The sequence below is a fragment of the Variovorax sp. GW821-FHT09B05 genome, from assembly GCF_059418265.1.
On the sequence record NZ_JBWKPN010000009.1, the window covers coordinates 78255 to 104418 of the forward strand.

Sequence of the window (26164 nt, forward strand, 5' to 3'; positions counted from 1 at the left end):
AAACAGCACTGAGTGCATAATTTAATGCACTTCGTGCAGCTATGCAAGAGGCCATCGAAATGCCAGGAAATCCCTCGCCCGCGGGCACGGTGCCCACAGAGGGCCTGCGGGAACGCAAGCGCCGTGAGACACGTCAGCGCATCGCCGAGGTCGGCCAGCGCCTGTTCCTCGCCAACGGTTACGAAAGCACCACGCTGGATGCCATTGCGGCGGAAGCCGGTATTTCGCGCCGGACTTTCTTTTCGTACTTCAAGTCGAAGGACGAGATCATCGTGTTCTGGCAGCAGACCGGATCGGCCAGTCTGTATGCCGATCTGCTGAAGACATCGCCCGATGTGCCGCCGCTCGATGCGGTCCGCGATGTCATGGTGAAGCACATCTCGCTCTACACGACCGAGCAGATGACGGCGCTCGACAATCTCATGCGATCGAGCGAAGCGCTTCTTGCGCGCAAGCAGACGCACTACGTGGAGCAGGAGCAGGCGCTCTTCAGCACGCTGTGCGAAGTCTGGCGGCAGCCCGAGCGCCGTACGTCGCTTCGGATGGTGGCCATGGTGTCCACCGGTGCGATGAGATTGGCGCTTCAAGCCTGGAGAGACCAGACCGGCCCGCGAAAGCCGGTGGCCAGGTTTCTGCGGGAGGCCTTCGACAGCCTGCGAACGGAGCTTTGACGGCGCACCTCGAGGCAGGCCGCCAATGGCTTCTTCAGGCTCGAGCCCGCCCGATTGGTTGAAGGCTCGCGTTGCTCGTAGCGCCGAGCATGCCGCGCGATGCCAAGGACGGAGTGCGCGCCCCGTTACTTCGGAATGCTGATCACCTGTGGCTGCGTGACCGCCTTGAGGCCCTCGGCACCGAATTCCACGCCCCAACCCGAGCCCTTGACGCCGCCGAAGGGCACCATCGGATGGATCGCGCCGTGCTGGTTGATCCACACGGTGCCGGCCTGCAGGCGCACGGCAACCGCGCGCGCCCGTGCCACGTCGGAAGACCACACGGAGGCGCCGAGTCCGACGTCGAGCCGGTTCGCGCTGGCGATCGCATCCTCGAGCTCGCGGTACTTGATGATGGGAAGCACGGGGCCGAACTGCTCTTCGTCCACCAGCGCGGCACCATCGGCCAGGCCGGTCACGAGCGTGAGCGGATAGAAGTTGCCGGCGCCTTCGCGCGCCTGGCCGCCGCAGACGATCTCGCCACCGTCGCGGCGCGATGCCTCCACCAGGCGGCTCACCTTGTCGAACTGCATCCGGTTCTGCACCGGCCCCATGACCACGCCGGCACCGAAGCCGTCGCCCATCGGCACCGTGGTTGCGATCTTCCTGAGTTCGTCCACCACCGCGTCGTGTAAGGATTCCGGCACGTACAGGCGCTTGATGGCCGCGCAGGTCTGTCCCATGTTGATGAAGGCGCCCCAGAACAGGCCCATGGCGATGGCGGCCGGGTCCGCGTCGGCCAGCACGATGGCCGCGTCGTTGCCGCCCAGTTCCATGGTCGTCGGCGTCAGATGGCGCGCCGCGATCGCCATGATCTTGGCGCCGGTCGAACCCGAGCCCGTGAACATGATCTTGTCGATCTGCGGGTTGTCGACCAGTGCGGCGCCGACTTCTCCCGGACCGCTGACGCTGTTGAGCACGCCCGGCGGCAGGTGCTCGGCCATGATCCGCACCATCTCGAGCGTGCCGATGCTCGTGTACTCGGAAGGCTTGATGACCACCGTGTTGCCGGCCCGCAGCGCCGGCACGATCTGCCAGATGGCGATCAGCAACGGCCAGTTCCACGGCGCGATGGCGGCGATCACGCCGTAGGGCTTGCGGTGCACTTCGTAGCGCCGGCCATCGTCTTCGAACACGGTCTCCACCGGCAGCTCGAGGCTGGCGGGCACCCGGGTCCAGGCCTCGCAACCGGCCAGCTCGAACAGCGCGCCGGGCACCTGGTCCGGCCCCAGGCCGCCGAGCGGCTTGCCCTGTTCGCGCGTGACCCATTCGGCGAAGTAGGTCGCGTTGCGCTTCAGGGCGTCGGCCACGTGCTCGAGGTGCTCGCGTCGCTTGCCATCGGGCAACGCGGCCCACGCCGGCTGGGCCGCCTTCGCGGACGCGATCGCCTGCGCGATCTGCGCCGGCTCCGAGTGCGGCACCAGCCCGATCGCCTCGCCGTTGGCGGGGTTCTTCGATTCGAAGGTCCGGGCGGAGGGGACGGCGCGGCCGTCGACGGTGTTCGTGAAGGATTTCAATGACTTCTCCGGTGAATGTTTTTCAGACGCCCAGGTAGGCGTTGCGAACCGCCGGGTCCGCGAGCAGTGCGCGGCCGGTGCCGCTGTGCACGATGCGGCCGGTCTCGAGCACGTAGCCGCGGTCGGCCACGGTCAGTGCGGCGGCGGCGTTCTGTTCGACCACGAGGATGGTCACGCCCTGTGCGCGCAGTCGCACCAGCACCTCGAAGATCTGGTCGATCAGCAGGGGCGCGAGGCCGAGCGAAGGCTCGTCCAGCAGGAGCAGCTTGGGCCGGCTCATGAGCGCGCGGCCGATGGCCAGCATCTGCTGCTGGCCCCCCGAGAGATCGGAGGCCACGCGGCGGCGCATCTCGCCGAGCACCGGAAACATGGCATAGACCATGTCGGTGTCTGCCGCGATCTCGGCGTCCTTGCGCCGGTAGGCGCCCAGGCGCAGGTTGTCGGCCACCGAGAGGGGCTTGAACACCTGCCGCCCTTCGGGCGCATGGCCCAGCCCCATGCCGACGCGACGGTGCGGGCTCATCGCGTCGAGCTTCGCGCCTTCGAGCCAGACGCTGCCACCGAGCTGCGAGTGCAGGCCCGAGATGGTGTGCATCAAGGTGGTCTTTCCCGCGCCGTTGGCGCCGAGCAGCGCCACGATCTCGCCGGCGTGCACCTCGAGCGTCACGTCCTTGAGCACCGACACCCGCCCGTAGGCGGTACACAGGCCTTCAACCCTCAGCATGGGCCAGCTCCTTTGCGTGACTACCGAGATAGGCCGCGATCACATCCGGGTTCTCGCGCACCTCTTGCGGCGTGCCCTGGGCCAGGATGCGGCCCTGGTTCAGCACCAGCACCTGGTGGGAGAGCCGCATCACCATCTTCATGTCGTGCTCGATCAGCACCACCGACACCTCGCCCGCGATGCCGCGCAGCATGTGCTCGATCTCCTCGGTCTCGACGGCGTTGCAACCGGCCGCCGGCTCGTCGAGCAGCAGCACCTTGGGCTCGCTGGCCAGTGCGCGCGCGATCTCGAGGCGCTTGAGCACGCCATAGGAGAGGCTGCCGGCCACCGCGTTCGCATGGGCCGCGAGGCCGGTGCGCTCCAGCGCCGCCATGGCGCGCTCGCGGCTTTGCCGGTTCTGCCGGCCCACCGAGGGAAGGCGCAGCAGATCCTCGAGCAGCGTGGTGCTTTCCCAGCGAGCGCGACCGACCATGACGTTGTCGAGCGCGGTCTGTTGTGCAAACACCTGCAGGTTCTGGAAGGTGCGCGACATGCCCTTGCGGGCCAGCCTGAACGGCGGCAGGCCGCTCACGTCCTCGCCGCCCATGCGTACGCTGCCCGAGCGCGGCATGTAGAGGCCGGACACCATGTTGAAGAGCGTGGTCTTGCCCGCGCCGTTCGGTCCGATGATCGACAGGATCTCGCCCGTCGGCGCATCGAAGGAGACGCCGTCCACCGCGACCACGCCGCCGAAGGCGATGCCCAGGTCCCTGACTTCGAGTGCCGCGCTCATTTGCTGGCCCTCCGCAGCAGCTGGCCCAGCGTGGGCACGATGCCCTGGCGCAGGAAGATCATCGACAGCATGATGATCAGCCCGACCGCGATGTCCTGGTAGTCATGGAAGGATGCGAGCAATTGCGGCAACAGGGTCAGCAGTGCCGCGCCGACCAGCGCGCCGAAAGGCGTCGCGGCGCCGCCGATCACCACCATCGCGACGAACTCCACCGAGGTCATGAAGCCCGCGAGGTCCGGCGTGATGAAGCCGTTCATGAGCGCGAGCGTGCTGCCGGCCACCGCCGCATAGACCGATGCGATCACGAAGGCCTGGAGCTTGCGCCGCGCGACGTCCACGCCCATGCTGGCGGCCGCCACCTCGCTGTCGAGGATCGCGCGCAGGGCGCGGCCGGTCGGACTGTCGCGCAGCACCATCGCGACGGCGACGCCCGCGACCATCAGCGCGGCGCTGATCCAGTACCAGGTGCTCGGCGATTCGAGCGCGAAGCCGGCGATGCCGAGGCGCTTCACGTCCATGCCGTCGGGGCCGCCGGTGAGTGCGACCTCGCTGGTGATCACCAGCCCGATCAGCAGCGAGAAGCCCAGCGTCGCGATGGCGAGGTAGTGGCCCTTGAGCCGCAGGATCGGCTTGCCGACCAGGTAGGCGATCAAGCCCGCCAGGACGATGCCGCCGGCCGCCGCCACCACCACCGGCACGCCGTAGCGCGCCGGCAGCACGGCGCTGGCATAGGCGCCGATGCCGAAGAAGCCCGCATGGCCCAGGCTGATCTGCCCGGCCATGCCCATGAGGATGTGCAGGCCGACGGCGGCCAGCCCCATGATCCACACCAGTGCCGCGATGCGCATCACGTAGCTGGAGCCCGCCACGACGGGAAGCAGCGCCACGATCAGCACCAGCAGCACCAGGGCGCGCCAGCCTGCGTTGGAAGCTCGAAGTGCTTTCATACGCGGTCCACCAGTTTGCTGCCGAGCAGGCCGTTGGGCATCACCAGCAGCATCAGGATCAGCGCGACGAAGGCGACGCCGTCCTTGTAGACGGACGTCACGTAACCGGCCGCGCCGGCTTCGAGCAGGCCCAGCAGCAGCCCGCCGAGCACCGCACCCACCGGATTGCCGAGGCCGCCGAAGATCGCGGCCGAGAAGCCCTTGAGCGCCAGCAGCGCACCGATGTCGTAGCGCGTCAGCGTCACGGGCGTGACCAGGATGCCTGCGATGGCACCGAGCGCGGCCGACAGGCCGAAGGCGAGCACCAGCACGAAGGAGATGTTGATGCCCACCAGGCGCGCCGCCAGCCGGTTGGCCGCGCTCGCGCGCAGGGCCTTGCCGGTGAGGGTCTTGTCGAGGAAGAGCCAGAGCGCGAGAAACATCACGATCGCGCTGCCCAGCACCCAGAGGCTCTGCGGCAGCACGCTCGCGCCGCCGACCGCGATCGGCGTGTTGCCCGAGAAGGGCGCCAGGTTGTGGAACTGCTTGTCGAACAGGAGCCCGGCCACGCCGCGGATGAAGATCGAGGCGCCCAGCGTGATGATGATGAGCGTCACGGGCGAGGCATCGCGGGCGCGCTCGATGGCGAGCTTCTGCAGCAGGATGCCGACGATGACCGCGACGGCCACCGCCGAGGCGGCCGCCAGCCATACCGGCAGCCCCATGGCGATCAGGAACACGGTAGTCATGCCACCCAGCATGACGAACTCGCCCTGCGCGAAATTGACCACGTCCGAGGCGGCGTAGATCAGCGTGAAGCCGATCGCCACCACCGCGTAGACGGCGCCGACCGTGAGTCCGGAGAAGACGAACTGGAGAAACTGCGACATGGAGTGCTTCGTCAGTCGATCAGCAGCCAGTCGCCGTTCTTGACCTCGAGCATCCGGAAGGCCTCGACCGTGAGGCCCAGATGGTCCTGCGGCGTCATGTTCACCACGCCCGACGTGCCGACGAAGCCGCGGGTCTGCTCGAGTGCGTCGCGGATCTTCCTGGGGTCGGCGCTGTTGGCGCGCTTGATCGCCTCGACCACCATCATCAGGCCGTCGTAGGCACCACCGCCGAAGGTGGAGACCGGCTGGCCCGTGGCCTTCTCGTAGGCCGCCATGTAGCCCGTCACCACCGGCTTCTGCGGATCGCTGGCCGGCAGCTTCGATGCCACCAGCAGCGCCGCGGCCGGCAGCCGCACGCCTTCGGCGGCGGCGCCGGAGAGCTCGATGTAGCTCTTCGACGCCACGCCGGGGTTCTGGTAGAGCGGAATGCTCTTCATGTCGAGCTGGCCGTAGTTGCGCGTCAACACCGCCGGGCCCTGGCCCGAGGCGCCGGTGTTGAGGATGGCCTGCACGCCCGGCGTGGCCTTGATCTTCGCCAGCTGCGGCGTCATGTCGGTGTCCTGCGCGCCGTAGGTCTGGTCGATCAGGATCTTGATGCCGTACTTGTCGACCACCTTGAGGCACTGCTCGCGCATCGAGGTGCCGAATCCGTCGGTGCCGGCGATCAGCGCGATCGAGGTGAAGTTGCGCTTCTTCATGTCCGAGAACACGCGCTCGCAACCCATGCGGTCGGTGTGCGGGCTCTTGAAGACGTGCTAGCGCACCGGCTCGATGATGTTCACGCTGCCGGCGAGCGACATGAACGGGAGCTTGGCCGCTTCGAACACCGGGATCATCGCCATCGTCGTGCCGGTGGTGGAGCCGCCGACCATCGCCACCACGTTGTCGCGTTCGACCAGGCGCTGGGCGAAGGTGCGGGCCTTGTTGGCATCGCCCGCGTCGTCGTAGGTGACCAGTTCGATCGGCCGCCCGAGCACGCCGCCGGCGGCGTTGATCCGGTCGGCATAGAGCTTGAGCGTCTTCGCCTCGGGGTCGCCGATATAGGAAGCCGCGCCCGTCACCGACAGCACGGAGCCGATGCGGATGGGTTCGGCCGCCTGCACCGAGGCCGAGAGGCCCAGGGGCAGGGCGATGGCAAGCGCCAGGTGGCGAAGGCGCGCGGAAATTCTTTTCATGGAACTGTCTCCTTGTCGTTGGCGGGGGTGGTGAATTCGATGAGCAGGCGCGTGAGGCCCGGTGCCGAGGAAGGCGCTGCCAGCTGGCCGGCGCGGCTTTGGGCGAACAGTCCGAGCGCCAGTCCGGTCGCGAAGCCTTGGCCGGAGCTGCCGGCCTGCTCGAGCGCCTCGCGCTCGGCGCCGCGGCGGATCGCGGCCGCGACGCGGGCGCGAAGGCCGGCGGGCGCGAGCCCGATGCGGTCGCCGACCAACAGCGCTTCGGCACTGGCCGCCAGCACGTCGGCATGCACGTGGGCCTCGACCAGGCGCAGCGCCTGGCCGCATCCCAGCGCGCCACCGGCAACGAGCTCGTGGCCCAGCGTGCGCAGCACGGGCAGTGCGACGTCGAGCGCGGAGTCGTCGTCGCAGCCATGAACGATGGCGGCGGCAGCGCTGTCTTGCGCGTCGCCGCACAGGGGCGCGTCGATCAGCACGATGCCGCGCTGCGCGAGTCGTGCGCCGAGACTGCGGGTGAGCGTTGGATCGGCAGCGCCGAGATCGACCACGATCGCGCCCGGGTGCAGGCCCTGCGAGACGGACGCGATCCGTTCTCGTACCGCGAAGCCCGGCGGCGCGAAGAGCAACAGGCCGGACGCCGACAGCCCGGCCAGATCGTTCGCCGCGCGGCACTGGAACTCCTGCGCGAAGGCGCGGGCCCGCGCGGCGTCGTCGTCGTGCACCACCAGCGCATGGCCGGCGCGCGCGAGGCTGGACGCCAGCGCCCATCCCACGCCGTCGAGGCCGTCAAAACCGACCGCCGCGCCGGAACCGATCACGCCCGCGTCCATCAGGCGACCAGCAGCGGAATCAGGCTGCGTACGTCGGCGACTTCGGGCAAGGCGCGCAGCGCCCGCAGGTACTGTTCGATGCGCTCCGCCGCTACGGGTCGTGGCGCATAGGCCAGGCAGTCGTCGAAGCGCGCGCGGTGCTGCGTCTCGTCGAGGTCGGCGCCTGGAAAGCCCGGCGCGATGTCGAGCGAGCGCCGCAGGCTGCGGCCATCGGTGGTGTGCACAGTGAGGTCGACCGCGGTATGGCCACGCGCATCGAGCGCGGCATCGGGCACGACCGTGATGCGGTCGATCAGCGTGCGCAGCGCGGGATCGAGCACCTGCTCCGGTGCGAAGTGCGCGAGCTTCGACGCGCGCCGCGCGAAGGCGTTGGCCACGCAGTAGGCGGCGCTGAACTGGCCGTCGACGCGCGGGTTGGTGCCTGGATCGAAGGGCTTGCCGACCAGCCGGAAGGCGTAGGGCGGCAAGCGCACTTCGGCCGCGCGCAAGTCCTCGGCCGAGACGCCGTCCTCGAGGAGCGACAGCGCCAGCTCGGTCACGCCCTGCGTGACGCCGCAGCTCGGGTATTTCTTGAAGACCATGCGGTGCAGGCGCCAGGTCGTGCCCAGTCCTTCGCCGACGGCGTCGAGGTCCAGCGTGCCGCGGCCATAGAGGTGGCCGTAGCCGTAGTGGCCCGAGAGGAAATTGACCGGCCCCGTGACACCGCGGCGCGCCAGCTCGGCACACTGCACGCCGGCCTGCGCGACCCAGCCCTGCACCACGCGCACGCCCAGCGAGCCATCGACATGGCTCTGGAAGCTGCCGCCACAGCGGTTGAATGCCAGCGCCAGTGCATGCAGGGTCTGCTCGCTCGTGAGCCCGAGGATGCGCGAGGCGGCCGCGGCGGCCGAGAACACGACCGCGATGCCGGTGGGATCGAAGCCGTCGTACTGGGCTTCGCTGAGGTTGAGCCGCGAACTCAGCTCGGCACCGGCCGCCAGCGCGGCCAGGAACTCCGAGCCGCTGCAGCCACCGGCCAGCTCCGCGGCCGCGAAGGCCGCCGGCAGCAGGGCCGAGCCGATGTGCGGGCCGGGCGCCATCGCGTCGCAGTAGTCGAGCGCACGGCACATCGTGGCGTTGAACTGGGCCGCGGCATTCGCGGGCAGGCGATCGCCGTAGACCAGCGCGGTCGCCTGCGGCGTACCGCCGGACTCGGCAAGCACCGCGCGCAGGGCCTCGATGCCGTCCTCGGCCGCGCCCGCGATACCGGTGCCGGTCACCGCCATGACCATCCAGCGCAGGATGCGGCGCGCGTCCTCGGGCACCTCGTCGGCGCGCAAGGTGACAACGAACTCGGCGAGTCGGCGTTCCAGCTTCATCGCGCCACCTCAGGCCTGGCGCGGCGTGGCACCGGGCTCGATCACCGTGCCGGACTGCTGCTCGACCCAGCGGCCCAGTTCGCTCACGCTGGCGCCCGGTCCGGCGAAGCGCGAAGCCGCCATCCACAGCTGCTGACCCAGCGCCGAGATCGGCGCCGAGGTCTCGGTCTCGCGCGCCAGCGCGTTGGCGATGCCGATGTCCTTGAGCATCAGCTCGAGCTTGAAGGGATCGTCGAAAGCGCGGCTCAGGATCCGCTGCTCGATGTGGGTCTTGCTGATCCACGACATGCCGGTGGAGACGTTGAGCACGCGCACCATCTCGGCCGGGTCGAGGCCGTAGCGCTTGCCCATCGTCAAGCCCTCGCAGGTGGCGCTGAAGGTCATGGCCGTGATCAGGTTGTTGATGCACTTCATGGCATGGCCGCAGCCCACCTCGCCCAGATGAAACACCGAGGTCCCCATGCGGTCGAGCAAGGGCCGCACGCGCTCGAGGTCCTCGGTCGCGCCGCCGGCCATGAAGACCAGCGCGGCCTCCTGCGCCCCCCATTGCGCGCCCGACACCGGGGCGTCGACCATCGCGATGCCGGCCGCCGCCAGTTGCTTCGCGGTCTGCTGAGTCAGCCAGGGTTGCGAGGAAGAGGTATCGAGCAACAGCGTGCCGGGCCGCCAGCCGGCCAGCAGGCCGTTCTCGCCGAGCGCCACCGCCTGCACGACTTCTCCGTTGGGCAGCATCGTGATCACGATGTCGCTGCGGGCCGCAACCTCCCTGGGCGTTGCCACCGCGACCGCCTCGCCGCCGAGCGTGCGTGCCAGTTCCCGTGCGGCTTCCAGGTTCGCATCGTTGAGCGTCAGCCGATGGCCGGCATGCGCCAGGTGCGTCGCCATCGGCGATCCCATCACGCCCAGGCCGATGAAGCCCACATTCAAACTCTCGCCAGCTGTTTCCATAAGGTCCTCGAGATCAGCTTCGCGGAGTCGGATGCTGGCGATGCGCCAGTCATGCCCGAGCTCCGTCGATGATGGATCGAGGTTATGAAAAGGAGGCCGAACGGGCTTGCACCTTGATGCGGCGCCTTGGCTGACCGTGCACAAGCGCCCGGGTATTTACCCTGAGGCCGGCGAGCGCCGGCCGAAGTGAACGCGCGTCAGTGACCCGCGATCTGCTGGTTGCGCCAGCGGCTCGGGCTTTGGCCGAACTTCTCGCTGAACACGCGCGAGAAATGCGCCGCGTCCGAGAAGCCGAGTTCGAAGGCGACCTGCGTGATGGTCGTGCGCTCGGACTGCTCGACCAGCCGCTGCGCCGCCACGGCCAGGCGCCGGTTCATGATGTAGCTGCTGGGCGTCTGGCCGAGGGCGTTGAAGGCCGCGTAGAGGCTGCGGCGCGACATGCCGCATTCGCGTGCCACCAGTTCGGGGCTCAGTTCGGGCTCGGTGAGCCGGCCCTCGATGAAGGCCTGCACCTTCTGCAGCCGCTGGGAGATGGCCCCGTCCTGCTTCGGCGAACTGCCGTGGATCTGCGCCACCGCGGTGCCGATCAACGCACTGATCGAGTCCTGCATCACGATGGCGCCCTGCTGCTCGAGCTCGACGAAGCCGGACAACATGCCCGAAAGGGCCGAGCGTGCGATCTCCGCGGTTCCGCGTGTCGGCAGTACCTTCCCGGTGACGAACTCGATGCCCGGGTTCCAGCGTCCCATCTCGGAGACGGGCACCAGCAGCACCATGAAGCGCGATCCGTTCGAGGTTTCGACCGAGTAGGGGCGGGAGGTGTCGTAGATCGTCCATTGGCCGGGATCGATCGTCACCGAATGGCCGTTGTGCTCGATCAGGTTGCGGCCCTGGATCTGCCAGATCACCTTGAAGTAGCGGTCCTGATCCTCCGACGCCAGGGCGCGCGTGCGCATGACGCGGTGCGCGCTGCTGTGGATGTCCGCCACCACGCAGCGGTGGAAGCGCGCGATGCAGGCCTGCCCCGAGAAGTGCTCGGAAGGCTGGAGATTCTGGGCCTGCAGCGTGAGGATCTTCGACGACATCGTCTCGCCCCAGCGGCTGAAGACGTTGGTGCTCAGCGGCTCGGGTTCGAAGGCGCGCTCGGTGGGCACGGCCCGCATCAAGGCAAGCGAATCCGGCACGGTCTGAGGCAGGGTCATTCGGGGCTCCAATTACCTCGTACCGCGTGGCTGCCGAGGTGTGTCTGTCGTCTCTTCGGCAAAAAGCTTAACAGGGCCGCCCTCGAGTCACTCAACCCATCGCCTTGTCGCGCCCACTTTCCTTGGCCTTGTAGAGCGAGCGATCCGCTGCTTCGATGAGTTGCAGCTTCCAATTGGCGGAGTCCATGCCATTGAATGTGGCCGCGCCGGCACTGGCGGTGACGCGCCCATGGGGGCTGGCGCTGTGCGGGATGTTCAGGGAGCGGATGCGATCGAGCAATGCGTTGGCCAGCTCGCATGCCCCTTTCAGTTCGGTATGGGGCAAGATGATCGCAAGCTCTTCGCCTCCATATCGAGCGACCAGATCACCCGGGCGGTGAACGTTGTAGGCCAATGTGTCGGAGACGATCTTCAGGCATTGATCCCCGGCCACATGGCCATAGGTGTCGTTGAATCGTTTGAAATAGTCGAGATCGAAAAGCAGCAACGACAAGGGCGTGTTCTCGCGTTCTGCCCGTCGCGCTTCGAGCTCCAGCGCTTGCTCGAAAACCCGACGGTTGGCCAGGCCGGTGAGCGAATCCTGTGACGCCAGGACCTCCAGGCGGCGATTGGCCTGCAATAGTTCTTCCCGAGCCATGACCAGTGAGGATTCCGCGCTGACGCGACCGTTGATGTTGACGATCAGCCGTAAGCCCGCCGTCGTCACGGCGGCCAGCAATGCGCCCACGACGCACAATGTCAGCAACGACTGGTGTCGCCAGGCAGAGAGCATTTCATCCCTGCCGAGGGCCACGGTCGTCACGATCGGATAGTGGTCGCCCTTTCGAAAGGCGTAGAGCCGATGGGTCCCATCCAATTGGGAGCGAAAAGACGCGGTCCCCCTGGTGGCAATTTCGCTGTAGTAACGCCGAAAGTTGGGCGATCCCGACAGGTTGCGGCCCATGTCTTCGACCCGCGAAGGGTACCGCAGCAGCAACTGTCCATCGGTTGTGCTGAGACTGATGGCGCCGCTTTTTCCAATATCGATGGCGCCGAATGGTTGCAGGAAGTCGCCAATGTCCAGCGTTGCAACAACGACGCCGGCAAAGTTTCCGTCGCTGTCCTGCAGGCGACGACTGACAGTGAGCTCCCATTCGCTGCCCGGGCGACTGCGAGCCGCCGAGCTGATGAAGATGTCATGGGTGGCGTTGTCTCGATGGTGAACGAAGTAGGTGTTCTTGCTGCTGTCGGTCGGTCTCTGGTCGTCTGAATGGGTCGGCATCAGGCGATGGCCTCGAGCGTCGACGATGAAGACACTGTCGAGTTGATCGAGCAGTCCTTCCCGGCGGCTGACGAGCGACTGCATGCGCTGCAGATTTTTAGGGGCGCGACCTTCGGCCTCCAGGTTCTCGACCACACTCAGCAACATGGCGCTTTGAGAAAAGATGCCTTCGGCGTAAGTGCTCAATGCCTGTGCCAGATTGAGGCTGTTGGTATTGATCTCATTCAGGGTGCGCTGGCGCGTTGCCCAGATTTGCCAAATGGTGGCGCACGACACTGAAACTACGACGGTCAATAGCAGAAACTTGGCCAGGCGAAGATCGCGCTTCATTTTTTAATTGCTGAACTTCCTCAGAGGGCCGGTCATGCCTGAGCGGGAAGCGCTCATCGCCTGCTCAAGACTCGCAGCTGAATTGCAATGTGCTGAGAAATACCGCTGCGATCATGGCCGCCGCTCGCTCATCGGCGACGATGCTCTTCAAGCACATGGGAGGCTCGTCTTCATGGCGAAGATCGCGCAGTTCCAGCGAATAGCGTAGAACGAGGTCTCTGTCCGTTCTGAAAGATCGCCCCTTCTTCAGCAGCCAGGAGTCGACCTCCTCCCTGGATGCGAGGCGGAACAAAGCACTCGCCGGATGAGAGGAGCGACGGAATTCGCTCAGTTGAAAGGGGAGGCTGAATCGACAAAGTACCGTGCCATGACCTGCAGAGGCCTGCGGCTCGCCATCGTCCCGACGCCCATCTGTCAATTCGGGTGGCGGGTCTTGCTCTCCAGGGCTGCTCATACGGTACGAAAGTCAGCTGGTTTTGCCTGTGCGAGCAAAGAAGCAATGTGTAGAAGAACGTACTATAGATAAGGATCCGCTCCGAAATCGGTTCTTCTCCTTTTTCGTATCGAGGATGTGTTGTGTGGCACAAAGGCGTATCAATAATGTGATCGAGATCACAAGTTGGGTGGCCCGATCTCTTCGCGCAGCGAAGTTGGTGTTCCCGCTTTCGAAGCCATCTGCAGATGAACGGCATTTCGATCTTTTCGCAACAAGCCTCGAACCTGCAGATCGCGCATGGCTCTGTTGACGACTTCGCGTGAAAGTGCCGTGTACGACGCGATGACTCCTTGTGAAATGCGCTTGTCATAGCCGCCATTTCTGCCGGGTGCCAAAAGCGTGAGTTCATGCATGGCACAGGCGATTCGAGCCTCCGATGTATTCGAAGAAATTTGCTGCAAATGCTTTCTGAGATTTGCAACGCGCTCGCTGGTGAGTCTGAGAAGCTCCAACGCGACTTGGGGATACTCCCTGCAGATCGTCCAGATGTCCTCCGCCGGGACGAAGTAGACGGAAGTCGGCAGAGCGGCCACGAGAACGTATGTCGGTTCGGTTGCTTCGAGATGGAGGTAGAGATCACCTTCGCGAACGAAGTCTGTCGTAACGTCTTCGTCCACGACCACTCGAAGCAAGCCGGAGGCAACCAGACATACTTTCTTGATTCGCTCATCTGTCGCACATACCCTCTCATTGCGCCGATAGGTCTTCAACTCACTGCGGCTTACGAGGTACTCGCGCTCGGTGGTGGGAAGGTGTTTGAACAGGCTGTGTAGATACATGGGTGCAAGCGGAATCGAGCTGAGTCACGGGTTCATCGGCCCGACATGGGCTTCAGGGCTGGATGACGGATGCGGCGGATTGGCGCGGCTGTAGGAATTGCGCGCGAATTGCCGATTCTTTTTTGAATCTTTCTTCGAAGGACGCTTGCGCGATGCCGGGTCGTCGAGCATTGGCGCGATGGCTCGGGAACCGGGCCCGGTCGGCGTCGTGCAGCGCGCTGCTCGAATGGCAAGCGCGTTGTGCATTCCGGGCGAATGTGCCGAGGTGAAGGCCGTCAGGAAGAGATCGACGACGCCCTCGATGTCGGGTGCGAGGAAGTCCAACCAGTGACGATCGTGCCGACCTTGGGCGCCGCATCGGGCCCCGACGGAAGCGAAGCCGACTGGGCCAAGGCCGTGCCGCCTGCGAGCAAGAAGGCGGCGGCGATGAAGAGGGTGCGGACTGCCATGGGATGCTCTTTGCGGGGTGGATGTTCCAGGGACATCTCACGCAACGTGCCAAGGCCGAGATCTTTTGAGATCAACGACTTACGGGCACTTCCGCGCCCGCATGCGGATGATTCGGGGACAGCGTGCGTCCGCTTTCCGGACACCCTCCATTGCGCAACGCAGGAATTGCACGGTCAGCGGGCTGATGTTGACCAGCAGCTGATTGCCGGGATGCGCACCTTAGAAGCTTCGAGCTTCTGTCTTGAATCGCCGGTACTTCGCCCAAGTCGGTGCAACACAGGTATCGATAGCCTGAGTGCCACCTGACGGTTCGCGACTGAAAAGAAAAGAACCGCGTTGAAGAGAAATTCTCTTCAATGCTGTCAGCGCCGATTTCTCGGTGCCCGTTAGGTTCTTCCCGTACCGCGATGCACGCTAATCGAGAAGAACAATGAGCAATACATCTTCATTCTCCATTGTCAAAATTTCGGCAATGACCTTGGCACTCCTGGCCGCAGGCTGTGTCGTGCAGCCACCGCTGGTGTCTCATGCGACGGTCCAGCCCGTGCCTGTGGCATCCGTTGCTCCGCGTGTCGTCAGCGTGTATGTCGATCCGCCGCTGTATCAGCCTCCGCCGATTGCCGTGGCATGGGCGCCGCCGCCCATGCTGGTGGAGAGACCGCCGTCACCTCCCTTCGCGGGGGCGGTCTGGACTGGCGGCTATTGGACATGGCAGGGCAACTGGGTGTGGGCCGCGGGACGTTGGGCCTCGCCACCCGAACCGGGCTATAGCTGGGTGCAGCCGTACTACGAGCATCGCGATGGCATGGTGGTCTTCATCACCGGCCATTGGTCGGCACCGGGCGTCGCGTTCATTCCGCCGCCGCCGGGTCTCGGCCTGGTGGTTTCAGCCGCGGCAGCAGGCGTGGTGGCCGGGCTCGCACCCATCGGGCCGCAAGGCGTATTCGTTCCCGCACCCCCCGGCTCGCGGCTCGGCCTGATCGTGCCGGCACCCGTGGGAACTCCACCCGCGGTGGTCGTCAGCGCGCCGCCGGTGACCAACGTCGGCATGCGCGTGCAGAACACGACCATCTACAACGTGACGAACACCACGACGAACGTCACGAATGTCACGAACATCAACAACACGCGCACGGTCACGGTGGTGGCGCCCGCCAGCGCTACGGCCAGCGGCCGCGCCTTTGAAGCAGCAGTTCCGGCAAGTGCCCATCTGGCCGCCGCGCTGCCTTCCGTGGTGCATGCGATGGCCCCCGTCCCGGACAGCGCGAAGCCTGTTGCGGCGCTTGTGCCTGGGCATCCGCCCGTCACCCCCCGGCCTGTCGAGCCTGCGCGGCAGACCGTCGCAGTGCCGCCGCAGATCCAGGTGGCACCCGCTGAGGGGCATCCCCGGGTCGCGCCACCCCCTGTTGCGGCCAGGGTGGTCGAGCCCGCCGTGCCGGCCGCAGCCTCCGCTCGGCCGACACCTGAAGCGCCGCGAAGGGCGGAACCTGTGGCAAGCGGACCGCAGCGCCCGCCATCCGTTGCCCCCGCATCGGTGGAGAGAGAACGCCAGATCGATGCACCACGCCGATCGGAAGCGCAACAGGCCTTGCGCATGCATGAGCCGATGCCGAAAGAGCGTCCGGCACCTCCTGTGCACGTCCAGGCGGGGCACCCACCGGCTTCGCCCCAGCATGTCGAACAGCCGAAGAAGGAAGAGCACCGGGAGTAGGGCAGCGGTGCCGCGCTCGGCCGCACGGCCAGGCAAGTCGATGCCCAACAGGACAACTGTCGGGCCATGGCGCAAGCTCAAAGCACTTCGCCGTTCACGCTGTGCGCTTCGATCACCCATCCGCTGACCGTGACGAGCGGATGTGCCGCGCCTTCCGCCTGGACCTGATCTCCGGGCTTCAGTTGCAGGCGCTCCATGCCTTGCGGACGGAGGTGAACGAAGTCGCCGCTGTCCAGAACGACGCCATTGGCGGCGCCATGCTTCGCGAAGTTCAGGCGCACGACCTTTCCATTCACCTGCGTTTCTCGTGCCGCCGCGTGGGTCGCGCGACCGTCGACGGCGGCGAGTCGCTCGAAGTGGTAGACCACGTGTTCGCCGTCGCCCTTCGGTGAAGGCTTGGCTTCGCGGCCTTCGACGACCAGTGCCTGGTCGCGACGAAGGCTCAGCAACTGGGCGACGCTGGCGGCGTCGTCGGGATCGATCACGAACTGCGTGACGATGCCTTCGGTTTCGATCAACAGCCCTTCGATGCCGCCTTTGGGGCTGTAGATCAGGTGCTGGAAGCGGCCCTCGACGGACCAGATGTCGTCGTGCTCGGCGGGCTGATGGTGATGGGGCATGGGGAGGTCCTCGGAAGCTTGTGTGGGTGGATGTCCCCAGGACATCTCACGCAACGTGCCAGCACCGCGATCCTTTGAAATCAACGACTTGCGATCGCCGTCGCGCCGGCATCCGGATGATCCGGGGACAGCGGGCGTCCGCTTTCCGGACACCGCGTCACGGCAGCGATGTCATGCAGTTTGAACGACGGTGCCATGGAGGCCACGCGCCCGCGCCGATCCAATCGATTGCGTTGACATGCCATCGGGCGCATGTCCGAACACAAGAGGCACACCATGGATTTCGAACTCAACCCCGCGCAACGCGATCTTCAGCAGCGCGCGCGCAGCTTCATCGGGACGGAAGTCCTGCCGCACTACCGCGAATGGCCGGTCGCCAACAGCGACTACAGCCCCGAGCTCAACGCCCACCTCAAGGGCAAGCTGGCCGAGTACGGCCTGGCCAAGCTGATCGTGCCCAAGGAATTCGGCGGCCAGGGCCTGGGGCCGATGGAGGACGTGATCGTGCTGGCCGAGTTCTCGAGGTCGCCGCGGCGCATGCCGGGCGGGCCGTTCGCGCCCTGGCCGGTGCTCTACCAGGCGCCCGAGAAGATCCGCGAGAAGTACCTCTATCCGGTGCTCGAGGGCAAGACCGGCTGGTCGATGTGCTTCACCGAACCCGAGGCCGGCTCGGACCTCGCGGGCATCCGCACGACGGCGGTGCGAAAGAGCGACCACTGGGTGCTCAACGGCACGAAGATGTGGCGCACCGGCCATCACTTCGCGTCGTACACGGCGGTCGCGGCGGTCACCGACCCGAGCAAGGGGCCGAAGGGCATCAGCGTGTTCCTGGTCGACAACGACACGCCGGGCTTCACGAAGTCGCGCGACATCCCGGTGATCGCGCGGCAATGGGGCACGGAGCAGGAGGTGCGGCTCGAGAACGTGATCGTGCCGGCCGAGAACCTGCTGGGCGCGGAGGGCGAGGGCTTCTCCATCGCCCAGCACCAGTTCAACCGCTTCCGCCTGCGCCTGGGCGGCACCGCGCTCGGCATGGCCGAACGCAGCCAGGAACTGGCCGTCGAATACGCGCGCGAGCGCAGGGTGTTCGGCAAGGCGCTCGGCGACAACCAGGCGATCCAGTGGATGCTGACCGACAACCAGTACGACATCGAATCGATCCGCCTCAATACCTACTACGCGGCCTGGATGGTGGCGCGCGGCGGCTACTCGGCCTCGCGGATGCAGGCGGCCATGGTGAAGGCCTACTGCGTGGATGCGGGGCTGCGCGTGATCGACCGCTCGATGCAGGTGCTGGGCGGGCGTGGCCTCGCGATCGAGGACTATCCCTTCTTCGACTTCCACAACCTGCTGCGCATGTGCAAGCAGATGGAGGGCTCGACCGAGATCATGAAGATCGTGATGGCGCGCGAGATCCTGTCGGGCGAACTGAACTGAAGAAGAAGACGGCGGCCCCGGCGGCCGCCGCCTTCACGCGACCACGACGATCTTGCCGAGTGCGCCGCGCGCATCGAGCCGCGCGATGGCCGCAGGCGCATCGGCCAGGGCGAAGGTCTCTGTCACTTCGGGCTGCAGCAGGCCCTCGCGCCACATCGCGAGCAGCGAGTGCACGTTGCGGTCGTTGAGCTTCGGGTCTTCCTGCACGAAGCTGCGCCAGTCCACGCCGACGATGTGGCGGCTCTTGAGCAGCGCCAGGTTGAGCGGCACGCTCGGAATGCCGGCGGTGAAGCCCACCACCAGGTGGCGGCCGCCGCGGCGCAGGCTGCGCAAGGCCGGTTCGGTGTAGCCGCCGCCGACCGGATCGAACACCACGTCGCAGCCGTCGCCGCCCACCGCCTCCTTGATGCGCCGCGCGAGCGCCTGCTGTGCCTCCCTGCCTTCGACCTGCTGTTCGTAGACGAGGCCGCCCGAAGCGCCGCGCGCCATCGCGAAGGCCAGCTTGGAAGGCGAGGACACGGCGGCCACCACGCGGGCCCCCAGCGCATGCGCGACCTCGACCGCGGCCGACCCCACGCCGCCCGCGGCGCCGAGCACGAGCACCGTCTGTTTCGCTTGCAACTGGGCGGCATCACACAGCGCGTGGTAGGCGGTGGCATAGGCGAACATGAAGGCGGCCGCCTGCGTGCGCGGCGTGTCGGCGGGCACGCGCACGCAGCGCTGCTCGGCCACGGCGATGCGATCGGCCATGGCGCCCCAGCCGCAGCGGCCGATGACGAGGTCGCCCTCGCGCAGGCCCGACACGCCCCGGCCCGTCTGCTCCACGACGCCGCAGAACTCGCTGCCGGGAACGAAGGGCCGCTCGGGCCTGACCTGGTAGAGGTCGCGGATCAGCAGGCCGTCGGGATAGTTGACGCCCACCGCGGCGATCTTCACGAGCACCTCGCCGTCGGCGGGCACCGGATCGGGCAGCTCCTGCCACACCAGCGTCTCCGGTCCCCCGGGGCGATGACTCACCCATGCTTTCATGTTCGGCTCCTTTGGTTGGCGCCATGATGAAAGGCCGGTCCGGCCCGCGCCATGACCGCCGCGCGCAACCCGCATGGCGCGGCGCGCGGGGGTCATGGGGAACGAGCGCGACGGTCATCGCGGCCATGCAGGCGCGACGGCACCATGCGGCGATGAACGACGAGACGAAGAACGCATCCCCATCGCCCGCCGGTCCATTGCGCGGCCTGCGGGTCGTCGAGTTCGCGGGCCTGGGGCCGGTCTCCTTCACCGCGATGCTGCTCGCCGACATGGGCGCGCGGGTGGTGCGCATCGAGCGGCCCGGCGCGGTGCAGATGGAGCGCGGCGCCACGATGCGCGGGCGCGAACGCCTCGCGCTCGACCTGCGCTCGGCGGAAGGCCTCGCGACGACGCGCGAGCTGCTGCGCCATGCCGACGTGGCGATCGAGGGCTTCCGGCCCGGCGTGATGGAAAGGCTGGGGCTCGGTCCCGCCGAGCTGTTCGCGTTGCGGCCCGCGCTGGTGTTCGGCCGCATGACGGGCTGGGGGCAGGAGGGCCCGCGCTCCCAGCAGGCGGGCCATGACATCGACTACCTCGCGGTCGCGGGCGCGCTGCATCCCATCGGTCCCGCCGAGGGCCCGAGCGTGCCGCTGAACCTGGTCGGCGACTATGGCGGCGGCGCGCTCTACCTGGCCGTGGGCGTGCTCGCGGCGCTGCACGAGGCGGCGCGCTGCGGGCGCGGCCAGGTGGTCGATGCCGCGATCTGCGACGGCACGGTGTCGCTGCTGTCGCTGATCCATGGCCTGCGCGCCGCATCGCGCTGGCACGACGATCGGCAGTCCAACGTGCTCGATGGCGCCGCGCCGTACTACCGCAGCTACCGCTGCGCGGACGGGCTGCATCTGGCGGTGGGCGCGATCGAGCCGCAGTTCCATGCCGAGTTCCTCGCACGCCTGGGCCTGGACGCCAAGGCCTTCGCGCAACACGATCGCGATTGCTGGCCCGAACAGGCGCGCGCGCTCGAGGCGCTGTTCGCGCGCGAGCCACACGCGCATTGGGAGGCATTGTTCGAAGGCAGCGACGCCTGCGTGGCGCCCGTCAACAACCTCGCCGCAAGCACGCGCGATCCGCACCTCGTCGCACGACAGGCCTTCGTCGAACTCGAAGGCGAACTGCAGCCGGCTCCGGCTCCGCGCTTCAGCCACTCGCCTTCGCTGCCGCGGCCCGCGACATCCGTGGTGGCCGATGCGCACTGGCTCGCGGACTGGGCACGGCCTGCGAACCCCGGACCCTGAACTCAGGACGCCGGCGGGTTGGCCCGGTACTCGGTCGGCCCCGTGCCCGTCCAGCGCCTGAAGGCCCGGTGGAAGGTGCTGTACTCGGCGAAGCCCAGCCGCAGCGCGATGGTCTCGAGCTTCACATGGCCCTGGCGCACCATGTCGAGCGCCGCGCGGCGGCGCACGTCGTCGCGCAGCTCCGAGAAGCCGCAGCCCTCGTCGACCAGGTGCCGCCGCAAGGTCACCGGTGTCAGGTGCAGCCGGGCCGCCACGTCGTCCAGGCTCATCGGCGTGCCCACCTGCGCGCGCAGGATGGACTTCACGCGGTCGCTCACGCGGCTGTGGTCGTAGTAGCGCGTGATGAGCGTGCGCGGCGCCTCGGAGAGGAAGCGGCTCAGGCGTTCCTCGCCGCCGATGATCGGCAGCGAGGCCAGGTGGCTTTCGAGCCGCAGCGCGGTGAACGACTGCTCGAAGCGGATCTCGCGCGTGTCGTAGGTGCGCAGCGTCTCGGCGCTGGTCGGCCGGCGCGGGTACGAGAACTCGACCGCGGTCAGCGGAATGCGGCGGTCGACCAGCCAGCACATGAACTGGTAGAGCAGGAAGACGGTCGCGCCATGCAGGCTCACGTGCCGCTCGGGCGAGAGCGTGCGCAGCGGCTTGAGCCAGACGATGGCCTCGCCGCCCTCGCGGCGAATCTTGATCGAGAAGTCGTCGACCACCAGCGCATAGAAGCGGCCGATGACGACCAGCGCCTCGCCGAGCGTGCGGCAATTGACGATCAACCGGCACAGGGTGTGGAAAGTGCCCGGCGGAATCGGCCGCGAGGCGATGCCCCAGGCCTCGTCGCGCGCGCGCCGTGCCAGCAGGATCAGGAAGCGTGTGAAGGCCTGCTCGGTGACGCGCAGCCCGCGCTCGTCCAGTTGCAGCGGATCGATGCCCGAACGGCGCAGCACCGCTTCGGCCTGCGCCGGCGGCAGGTCCGCGCTGCGCAGGAACAGCTGCACGAACCAGCCGGCGATCGGCGGCGGCGTGGCGCTCGGTGAGGGGCCGGGGACGGCGGTCATGAAGCGGGCGGGTGCGGGGAAAGCGCGGGCATGCGCTGCGCATTGTCGCGCCGCCCGCACGAGCGACAGCGTCAATCGGCCGTGATGTTGAAGCGCCGGCTCAGCGCTTCCCAGTGGCGGTACTCGTTCTGCATCGCGGCCGTGATCTGCTCGGGCGTCTCGCTGCTGGGCTCCAGGCCGGCCAGCTGCAGCCGGCCGACCATGTCGGGCTCCTGCAGGATGGCGCGGATCGCGTTGCGCAGGCGCTCGGCCACCGGCGCCGGCGTGCCCGCGCGCAGGAACAGCCCCCACCAGCCGGTGTAGTCGAAGCCCGCATAGCCGAGCTCGTGCAGCGTGGGCACCTGCGGCAGCGCGGTCAGCCGCTTGCTGTGCGCCACCGCGATCGAGCGCAGTCCCTTGTCGCCCTGGCGCTCGATCGCGGTGGCGGCCGAGACGAAGGCCATCGGCACGCGCCCGCCCAGCATGTCCTGCAGCAGCGGGCTGGTGCCGCGGAAGGCCACGTGCGGCATCTCGATGTTCCAGGCCGCGCGCAACTGCTCGCCGTAGATGTGCGAGGTCGAGCCCGCGCCATAGGAGCCGAACGAGAAGTTGCCCGGGTTGGCCTTGGCCGCGCGCGCGAGGTCGGCCAGGCTCTGGTAGGGGCTCGACGCGGGCACCACCAGCACCACCGCCTGGCGGCCCAGCAGCACCAGCGGCTCGATGTCCTTCGCGAAGTCGTAGGGCGGCTTGCCGCGCGACAGCGCGATGTTCTGGATCAGGCTCGTGATGTGGAACAGCATCGTCAGCCCTTCGGGCGGCTGGCGCAGCAGGTACTGCGTGCCGATGAGTCCGTTGGCGCCGGCCTTGTTGTCGACCAGCACGGTGCGCGCGAGCACCTCCTGCAGGCGCTGCGCGAGCGGGCGCACCACGGGGTCGGCGGCGCCGCCGGCGGCATAGGGCACGAGCAAGGTCAGCGGCCGGGTGTCCTGCTGCGCACTGGCCAGTTCGGGCAGGCCGGCCAGCGAGGCCAGCAGGGCCATCGTCCAGTGCCTGCGTCCGATGTCGATCGTCATGGTCGGGTCTCCGTCACGGTTGGGAAGCGGGCGCGGCGAGCGCGCGGTAGCGGTCGCGCACGACGCGCTTGAGCAGCTTGCCGGTCTCGGTGCGCGGCAGGTCGGTCGCGAAGTCCACGCTGCGCGGGCACTTGATGGCCGACAGGTGGGCGCGGCAGTGGTCGATGAGCTGCTGCGCGGTCGACGCATCGGCGAGCGCGGGGTCCTTGAGCTGGACCACGGCCTTCACCTCCTCGCCGAACTCGGCATGCGGCACGCCGATGACGGCCACCTCGTGCACCAGCGGGTGGTCCTGCAGCAGGTTCTCCGCCTCCTGCGGATAGATGTTCACGCCGCCCGAGATGATCATGTTGGCGCGCCGGTCCGTGAGGTAGAGGTAGCCCTCGGTATCCACGTGCCCGATGTCGCCGAAGGTGCCCCAGCCCTGCGGCGTGTGGGTCTCGGCGGTCTTCACCGGATCGTTGTGGTACGCGAAGCTCGGGCCGCCCTCGAAGCAGACCAGGCCGTCGACCATCGGCGCGCATTCGCCGCCGTCGTCGCCGACGATGTGCAGCACGCCCTGCTTCGCGCGGCCCACCGAGCCGGGATGCGCGAGCCATTCGGGCGTCGAGATCGCGGTGGCGCCGGCGCGCTCCGATCCCGTGTAGTACTCCCAGACGATCGGGCCCCACCAGTCGATCATGCGGCGCTTGACCTCGAGAGGGCAGGGCGCGGCCGCATGCAGCGCCAGCCGGTGGCTCGAGAGGTCGTGGGCCGCGCGGCGCTCGGCCGGCAGCGCGAGCAGGCGGATGAACATCGTCGGCACCCATTGCGAATGGGTGACGCGCCAGCGCGCGATCGCTTCGAGCGCGCCTTCGGCATCGAAGCGGCGCATCAGCACCACCGTGCCGCCGAAGGCCACGCAGCGCACGCTGAAGCGCAGCGGTGCCGCGTGATAGAGCGGCGCGGGCGAGAGATAGACGCTCGCGGGATCGAAGGCGAAGAACGAGAGCCAGTCGCCCGCGAGCGCCTTGCGCAGCTGCTGGTCCTCGAGCTTGTGCTTGATGCCCTTGGGCCGGCCGGTGGTGCCCGAGGAGTAGGCGAAGTCCAGGCCCAGGGGCCGATCGGGCAGCGGTGGCACCGTGCCATCGTCCGCGACGAGCGCGCGGTAGCTCGCGGCGCCTTCGATGGGATCGTCGGCGTCGATGCAGAGCACCGCCTCGAGCGGCGCCGGCCAGGCCGAGCGCTCGGCCCAGGGCCGCAGCGCCGTCTCGGTCAGCAGGATGCGCGCGCCCGAGTCCCGCAGGATGTAGTCGATCTCGCCCGGCGTGAGGTGCGTGCTGATCGGCACGTAGTAGAGGCCGGCGCGGCGCGCGGCGAAGGTGAGCTCGAAGTATTCGAGCCGGTTGCCCAGCAGGATCGCCACCACCTCGCCGGCCTCGAGGCGGGCCGCGAGGAACTGCGCGAGCCGCGCCGAGCGTTCGTGCAGGCTTCGGTAGTCCAGCGTTTCGTCGGTCTCGGCCAGGATGGCGGCCGGTCGTGCGGGGGCCTCGGCGGCGAAGCGCGCCAGGCCGTCAAGGACGGGTTCTTTCGGTGGCAAGACGGTCTCCGTGGGGCCCTGGCCACCGGGGGTGGCGCGGACCTTGTCTCTCGTTCAATGGTCCGAGGATACGAAGCCGGGTCGGCGCACGGCATGACCGGGCCGATCAAACTGCATGACGCGCGGCGACGGCGCCCTGGCCGGACCTCAGGCGCTCGTCTGCAGGCCGCCCGCCGACAACGCCATGAGCTCGACCTGCCCGCCGCGGGGATCGCGCCATGGAAAGGCCATGGCCGCCAGCACCGTGTACTCGGCCGCCCTCGCCTCGTGGTGCGGCGTGCCGGCGTCCTCGGCCAGCGAGGGATGGCACATCAGCACATCGCCGCTGCGTGCCGCGGACAGCCAGGCGAGCAGGCGCCGCCGGTAGCCTGTCACCCCGCCCGCGAAGTCGTAGACCCCGAGCAGCCCCCGGCTGGTCGGGATCGACCGCCGCGCGGCTTCGTGCACCAGCGCACGGCCTCCCAGCGCGTGGATGACCCGGGGCTTGAGCGCCGTGGCGCCGGGCCGCGTGTTGCGCAGCCACGGCGGCGCGGCCGTGTAGCGGCGCGACAGCTCCTCGAGCAGCAGCTCCCGCACCATCGGCAGCTGGTGCACGTGCCGGTGCCCGTCGACGAAGGCGGGCGCGCGGCCCAGGCCGTCCTCGAAGCGCGCGAGCTGTTCGGCGATGGTCTGGCGCAGCTGGCGCCGCGGCGCGGACCGCGTGTAGCAGCGCAGGATCAGCGGGCCGAGGCCGGGCTCCCCGGCGCGCGGTGTCCGCGGCGGGGTCAGGTCCAGGTGCAGGCCGACGTCGACGCGCGCGGCATCGACGCGCCGCAGCGCGGGCAGGCCCCGGGGCCAGGCTTCGCGCAGCACCAGGCAGCCGGTGGCCGAGAGGTTGCCCCGCGCGATCAGGTCGAGCACCGCCGCGTTGATGCCCGGGCTCATGCCGAAGTCGTCGGCACAGATGCACAGCCGTTGCGTTTTGGCCGCGGCTGGGGCCGCGGGCGCGATCATGGCTCCTCGGCTTCCAGCCCGTGGCCGCGCTGCTCGCGCACCACGTAGACGGGCCGGCCCTTGACCTCCTCGAAGATGCGGGCGACGTACTCGCCGAGGATGCCGGTGGAGATCATCTGCACGCCGATGAAGAACATCAGGCTCACGACGATGGTGGACCAGCCCGACACCTCGTTGCCGAAGCACATGTAGTCGAGGACCACGTAGCTGCCGTAGCCGAAGGCCGGCAGCGCGAGCATCAGGCCGGCCACGCTGACCATGCGCAGCGGCCAGGTGGTGAAGGAGGTCAGGCCGTCGAGCGCCAGCTTGAACAGGCGCCGCGCGTTGAAGCGGCTGCGCCCCTCGGCGCGCGGCGCCGGCGTGTAGGGCAGCGCCACGGCGCGAAAGCCGACCCAGGCGTAGAGGCCCTTCATGAAGCGGCTGCGCTCGGGCAGCTTCAGCAGCGCATCGACCACCTTGCGGTCCATGAGCCGGAAGTCGCCCGCGTTCTCGGGCACCGCGAAACGGTCGGAGGCGTTCAGCAGCTTGTAGAACAGGCGCGTGCTCAGCGTCTTGAGCGGCCCTTCGTCGCTGCGGTCCTGGCGCACCGCATAGACCACCTCGGCGCCCGCGCGCCACTGGTCGATCATGGCGCGCACCAGCGCGGGCGAGTGCTGCATGTCGCCGTCGAGCAGCACCACCGCGTCGCCCCGGGCCGCGCCCAGTCCGGCGGTCAGCGCCGCTTCCTTGCCGAAGTTGCGCGACAGCGAAAGGCAGCGGATGCCCGGCCGCTGGCACCACTGCTCGATGACGGCATCGGTGTCGTCGGTGCTGCCGTCGTTGACCACGATCACTTCCCAACGCAACTGGGTGGCGCGCAGCATCCGGTCGAGTTCCGGCAGCAGCGCGCCGAGGTTGCGTGCCTCGTTGAAGCACGGAACCACGCACGAGATGCCCGGGACCGAGGCCGTCCGGGGCCGTTGCAGGTTCGAGAGATCGCGCAGGGGAGCGTTCATGGATGGGCTGGAGATTAAGGGCTCGTGGATAGGAAAGCACTCAATCCCATGCACGCGAAGCGA

Annotated in this window: 24 protein-coding genes and 1 pseudogene; 4 read left to right on the forward strand and 21 right to left on the reverse strand. The window is 67.9% G+C overall.

From position 1 onward, the window contains the following. Positions 1 to 41: 41 nt before the first annotated feature. Positions 42 to 671, forward strand: a complete 630-nt coding sequence (locus tag AC07RM_RS23180; RefSeq protein WP_296783919.1) for a TetR/AcrR family transcriptional regulator — start codon at positions 42 to 44, stop codon at positions 669 to 671. 125 nt (positions 672 to 796) lie between these two features. On the opposite strand, the gene AC07RM_RS23185 is transcribed toward AC07RM_RS23180, so the two are convergent. The 14 genes and pseudogenes from AC07RM_RS23185 to AC07RM_RS23250 all read right to left on the reverse strand — a co-directional run bounded on the left by AC07RM_RS23185 (position 797) and on the right by AC07RM_RS23250 (position 14239). After that, positions 797 to 2227, reverse strand: a complete 1431-nt coding sequence (locus tag AC07RM_RS23185) for an aldehyde dehydrogenase family protein (protein ID WP_495336023.1) — start codon at positions 2225 to 2227, stop codon at positions 797 to 799. Between the two features lie 22 nt (positions 2228 to 2249). Further along, positions 2250 to 2951, reverse strand: coding sequence for an ABC transporter ATP-binding protein (locus AC07RM_RS23190; protein WP_093345264.1), 702 nt, complete (start codon positions 2949 to 2951; stop codon positions 2250 to 2252). Then, a complete protein-coding gene (locus AC07RM_RS23195; protein ID WP_495336024.1) occupies positions 2938 to 3723 on the reverse strand; it encodes an ABC transporter ATP-binding protein in 786 nt (261 codons plus the stop codon). The genes AC07RM_RS23190 and AC07RM_RS23195 overlap by 14 nt, the downstream gene beginning before the upstream one ends. After that, entirely contained in the window at positions 3720 to 4670 is a 951-nt protein-coding gene (locus AC07RM_RS23200) for a branched-chain amino acid ABC transporter permease (RefSeq protein ID WP_495336025.1), read from the reverse strand. Before AC07RM_RS23200 ends, AC07RM_RS23195 begins: the two co-directional genes overlap by 4 nt. Continuing rightward, a complete protein-coding gene (locus tag AC07RM_RS23205; protein ID WP_093345272.1) occupies positions 4667 to 5539 on the reverse strand; it encodes a branched-chain amino acid ABC transporter permease in 873 nt (290 codons plus the stop codon). Before AC07RM_RS23205 ends, AC07RM_RS23200 begins: the two co-directional genes overlap by 4 nt. Before the next feature lie 11 nt (positions 5540 to 5550). Continuing rightward, positions 5551 to 6714: pseudogene (locus AC07RM_RS23210) on the reverse strand (ABC transporter substrate-binding protein). Continuing rightward, entirely contained in the window at positions 6711 to 7541 is an 831-nt protein-coding gene (locus AC07RM_RS23215; RefSeq protein WP_495336026.1) for an NAD(P)-binding domain-containing protein, read from the reverse strand. The pseudogene AC07RM_RS23210 and the gene AC07RM_RS23215 overlap by 4 nt, the downstream one beginning before the upstream one ends. After that, positions 7541 to 8899, reverse strand: coding sequence for an MmgE/PrpD family protein (locus tag AC07RM_RS23220; RefSeq protein WP_495336027.1), 1359 nt, complete (start codon positions 8897 to 8899; stop codon positions 7541 to 7543). The genes AC07RM_RS23215 and AC07RM_RS23220 overlap by 1 nt, the downstream gene beginning before the upstream one ends. 9 nt (positions 8900 to 8908) lie before the next feature. Continuing rightward, positions 8909 to 9847 carry an NAD(P)-dependent oxidoreductase gene (locus AC07RM_RS23225; RefSeq protein WP_495336028.1) on the reverse strand — a complete coding sequence of 313 codons (939 nt, stop codon included), beginning with the start codon at positions 9845 to 9847 and terminating at the stop codon, positions 8909 to 8911. A 197-nt stretch (positions 9848 to 10044) separates the two neighbouring features. Then, the gene (locus AC07RM_RS23230) at positions 10045 to 11049 is read right to left on the reverse strand and encodes a helix-turn-helix domain-containing protein (RefSeq protein WP_495336029.1); all 1005 of its coding nucleotides are present in this window, start codon (positions 11047 to 11049) and stop codon (positions 10045 to 10047) included. Between the two features lie 91 nt (positions 11050 to 11140). After that, positions 11141 to 12640 carry a GGDEF domain-containing protein gene (locus tag AC07RM_RS23235; protein WP_495336030.1) on the reverse strand — a complete coding sequence of 500 codons (1500 nt, stop codon included), beginning with the start codon at positions 12638 to 12640 and terminating at the stop codon, positions 11141 to 11143. 64 nt (positions 12641 to 12704) lie between these two features. Then, on the reverse strand, positions 12705 to 13094 hold the full coding sequence (locus AC07RM_RS23240; protein WP_495336031.1) for a hypothetical protein: 390 nt from the start codon (positions 13092 to 13094) through the stop codon (positions 12705 to 12707). Between the two features lie 158 nt (positions 13095 to 13252). Then, positions 13253 to 13915, reverse strand: coding sequence for a Crp/Fnr family transcriptional regulator (locus AC07RM_RS23245; RefSeq protein WP_495336032.1), 663 nt, complete (start codon positions 13913 to 13915; stop codon positions 13253 to 13255). A gap of 24 nt (positions 13916 to 13939) precedes the next feature. Beyond that, positions 13940 to 14239 carry a hypothetical protein gene (locus AC07RM_RS23250; RefSeq protein WP_495336033.1) on the reverse strand — a complete coding sequence of 100 codons (300 nt, stop codon included), beginning with the start codon at positions 14237 to 14239 and terminating at the stop codon, positions 13940 to 13942. Positions 14240 to 14795: 556 nt separating this feature from the next. On the opposite strand from AC07RM_RS23250, the gene AC07RM_RS23255 reads away from it, so the two are divergent. After that, complete coding sequence (locus AC07RM_RS23255; RefSeq protein ID WP_495336034.1) at positions 14796 to 16076, forward strand: hypothetical protein; 1281 nt, start codon at positions 14796 to 14798, stop codon at positions 16074 to 16076. Positions 16077 to 16153: 77 nt separating this feature from the next. Here AC07RM_RS23255 and AC07RM_RS23260 read toward each other — a convergent pair whose 3' ends face one another. Beyond that, a complete protein-coding gene (locus tag AC07RM_RS23260) occupies positions 16154 to 16696 on the reverse strand; it encodes a hypothetical protein (RefSeq protein WP_495336035.1) in 543 nt (180 codons plus the stop codon). Between the two features lie 276 nt (positions 16697 to 16972). Between AC07RM_RS23260 and AC07RM_RS23265 the strand changes: the two genes are divergently transcribed. Then, positions 16973 to 18133 (forward strand): acyl-CoA dehydrogenase family protein, encoded by a 1161-nt coding sequence (locus AC07RM_RS23265; protein ID WP_495336036.1) that lies wholly within the window; start codon positions 16973 to 16975, stop codon positions 18131 to 18133. A 33-nt stretch (positions 18134 to 18166) separates the two neighbouring features. On the opposite strand, the gene AC07RM_RS23270 is transcribed toward AC07RM_RS23265, so the two are convergent. Further along, a complete protein-coding gene (locus AC07RM_RS23270; protein ID WP_495336037.1) occupies positions 18167 to 19162 on the reverse strand; it encodes an NADPH:quinone oxidoreductase family protein in 996 nt (331 codons plus the stop codon). Positions 19163 to 19314: 152 nt separating this feature from the next. On the opposite strand from AC07RM_RS23270, the gene AC07RM_RS23275 reads away from it, so the two are divergent. Next, positions 19315 to 20436 (forward strand): CaiB/BaiF CoA transferase family protein, encoded by a 1122-nt coding sequence (locus tag AC07RM_RS23275; RefSeq protein ID WP_495336038.1) that lies wholly within the window; start codon positions 19315 to 19317, stop codon positions 20434 to 20436. 2 nt (positions 20437 to 20438) lie between these two features. On the opposite strand, the gene AC07RM_RS23280 is transcribed toward AC07RM_RS23275, so the two are convergent. From AC07RM_RS23280 to AC07RM_RS23300, 5 genes are all read right to left on the reverse strand, one after another. Beyond that, positions 20439 to 21482, reverse strand: coding sequence for an AraC family transcriptional regulator (locus AC07RM_RS23280; protein WP_495336039.1), 1044 nt, complete (start codon positions 21480 to 21482; stop codon positions 20439 to 20441). Positions 21483 to 21553: 71 nt separating this feature from the next. Continuing rightward, positions 21554 to 22534: a Bug family tripartite tricarboxylate transporter substrate binding protein gene (locus AC07RM_RS23285; RefSeq protein ID WP_495336040.1), complete on the reverse strand. Its 981-nt coding sequence runs from the start codon at positions 22532 to 22534 to the stop codon at positions 21554 to 21556. A gap of 13 nt (positions 22535 to 22547) precedes the next feature. Beyond that, complete coding sequence (locus tag AC07RM_RS23290) at positions 22548 to 24113, reverse strand: AMP-binding protein (protein ID WP_495336041.1); 1566 nt, start codon at positions 24111 to 24113, stop codon at positions 22548 to 22550. A 147-nt stretch (positions 24114 to 24260) separates the two neighbouring features. Next, on the reverse strand, positions 24261 to 25106 hold the full coding sequence (locus AC07RM_RS23295) for a ChbG/HpnK family deacetylase (RefSeq protein ID WP_495336042.1): 846 nt from the start codon (positions 25104 to 25106) through the stop codon (positions 24261 to 24263). Next, positions 25103 to 26101 (reverse strand): glycosyltransferase family 2 protein, encoded by a 999-nt coding sequence (locus tag AC07RM_RS23300; RefSeq protein ID WP_093345303.1) that lies wholly within the window; start codon positions 26099 to 26101, stop codon positions 25103 to 25105. The genes AC07RM_RS23295 and AC07RM_RS23300 overlap by 4 nt, the downstream gene beginning before the upstream one ends. Positions 26102 to 26164: the final 63 nt, after the last annotated feature.

Coding starts and splice junctions, on each gene's coding strand:
- AC07RM_RS23190 (WP_093345264.1), bottom strand. CDS start 2,951: ATGCTGAGGGTTGAAGGCCTGTGTACCGCCTACGGGCGGGTGTCGGTG.
- AC07RM_RS23270 (WP_495336037.1), bottom strand. CDS start 19,162: ATGAAAGCATGGGTGAGTCATCGCCCCGGGGGACCGGAGACGCTGGTG.
- AC07RM_RS23245 (WP_495336032.1), bottom strand. CDS start 13,915: ATGTATCTACACAGCCTGTTCAAACACCTTCCCACCACCGAGCGCGAG.
- AC07RM_RS23295 (WP_495336042.1), bottom strand. CDS start 25,106: ATGATCGCGCCCGCGGCCCCAGCCGCGGCCAAAACGCAACGGCTGTGC.
- AC07RM_RS23200 (WP_495336025.1), bottom strand. CDS start 4,670: ATGAAAGCACTTCGAGCTTCCAACGCAGGCTGGCGCGCCCTGGTGCTG.
- AC07RM_RS23300 (WP_093345303.1), bottom strand. CDS start 26,101: ATGAACGCTCCCCTGCGCGATCTCTCGAACCTGCAACGGCCCCGGACG.
- AC07RM_RS23235 (WP_495336030.1), bottom strand. CDS start 12,640: ATGAAGCGCGATCTTCGCCTGGCCAAGTTTCTGCTATTGACCGTCGTA.
- AC07RM_RS23195 (WP_495336024.1), bottom strand. CDS start 3,723: ATGAGCGCGGCACTCGAAGTCAGGGACCTGGGCATCGCCTTCGGCGGC.
- AC07RM_RS23230 (WP_495336029.1), bottom strand. CDS start 11,049: ATGACCCTGCCTCAGACCGTGCCGGATTCGCTTGCCTTGATGCGGGCC.
- AC07RM_RS23260 (WP_495336035.1), bottom strand. CDS start 16,696: ATGCCCCATCACCATCAGCCCGCCGAGCACGACGACATCTGGTCCGTC.
- AC07RM_RS23275 (WP_495336038.1), top strand. CDS start 19,315: ATGAACGACGAGACGAAGAACGCATCCCCATCGCCCGCCGGTCCATTG.
- AC07RM_RS23215 (WP_495336026.1), bottom strand. CDS start 7,541: ATGGACGCGGGCGTGATCGGTTCCGGCGCGGCGGTCGGTTTTGACGGC.
- AC07RM_RS23180 (WP_296783919.1), top strand. CDS start 42: ATGCAAGAGGCCATCGAAATGCCAGGAAATCCCTCGCCCGCGGGCACG.
- AC07RM_RS23240 (WP_495336031.1), bottom strand. CDS start 13,094: ATGAGCAGCCCTGGAGAGCAAGACCCGCCACCCGAATTGACAGATGGG.
- AC07RM_RS23265 (WP_495336036.1), top strand. CDS start 16,973: ATGGATTTCGAACTCAACCCCGCGCAACGCGATCTTCAGCAGCGCGCG.
- AC07RM_RS23280 (WP_495336039.1), bottom strand. CDS start 21,482: ATGACCGCCGTCCCCGGCCCCTCACCGAGCGCCACGCCGCCGCCGATC.
- AC07RM_RS23255 (WP_495336034.1), top strand. CDS start 14,796: ATGAGCAATACATCTTCATTCTCCATTGTCAAAATTTCGGCAATGACC.
- AC07RM_RS23205 (WP_093345272.1), bottom strand. CDS start 5,539: ATGTCGCAGTTTCTCCAGTTCGTCTTCTCCGGACTCACGGTCGGCGCC.
- AC07RM_RS23220 (WP_495336027.1), bottom strand. CDS start 8,899: ATGAAGCTGGAACGCCGACTCGCCGAGTTCGTTGTCACCTTGCGCGCC.
- AC07RM_RS23225 (WP_495336028.1), bottom strand. CDS start 9,847: ATGGAAACAGCTGGCGAGAGTTTGAATGTGGGCTTCATCGGCCTGGGC.
- AC07RM_RS23285 (WP_495336040.1), bottom strand. CDS start 22,534: ATGACGATCGACATCGGACGCAGGCACTGGACGATGGCCCTGCTGGCC.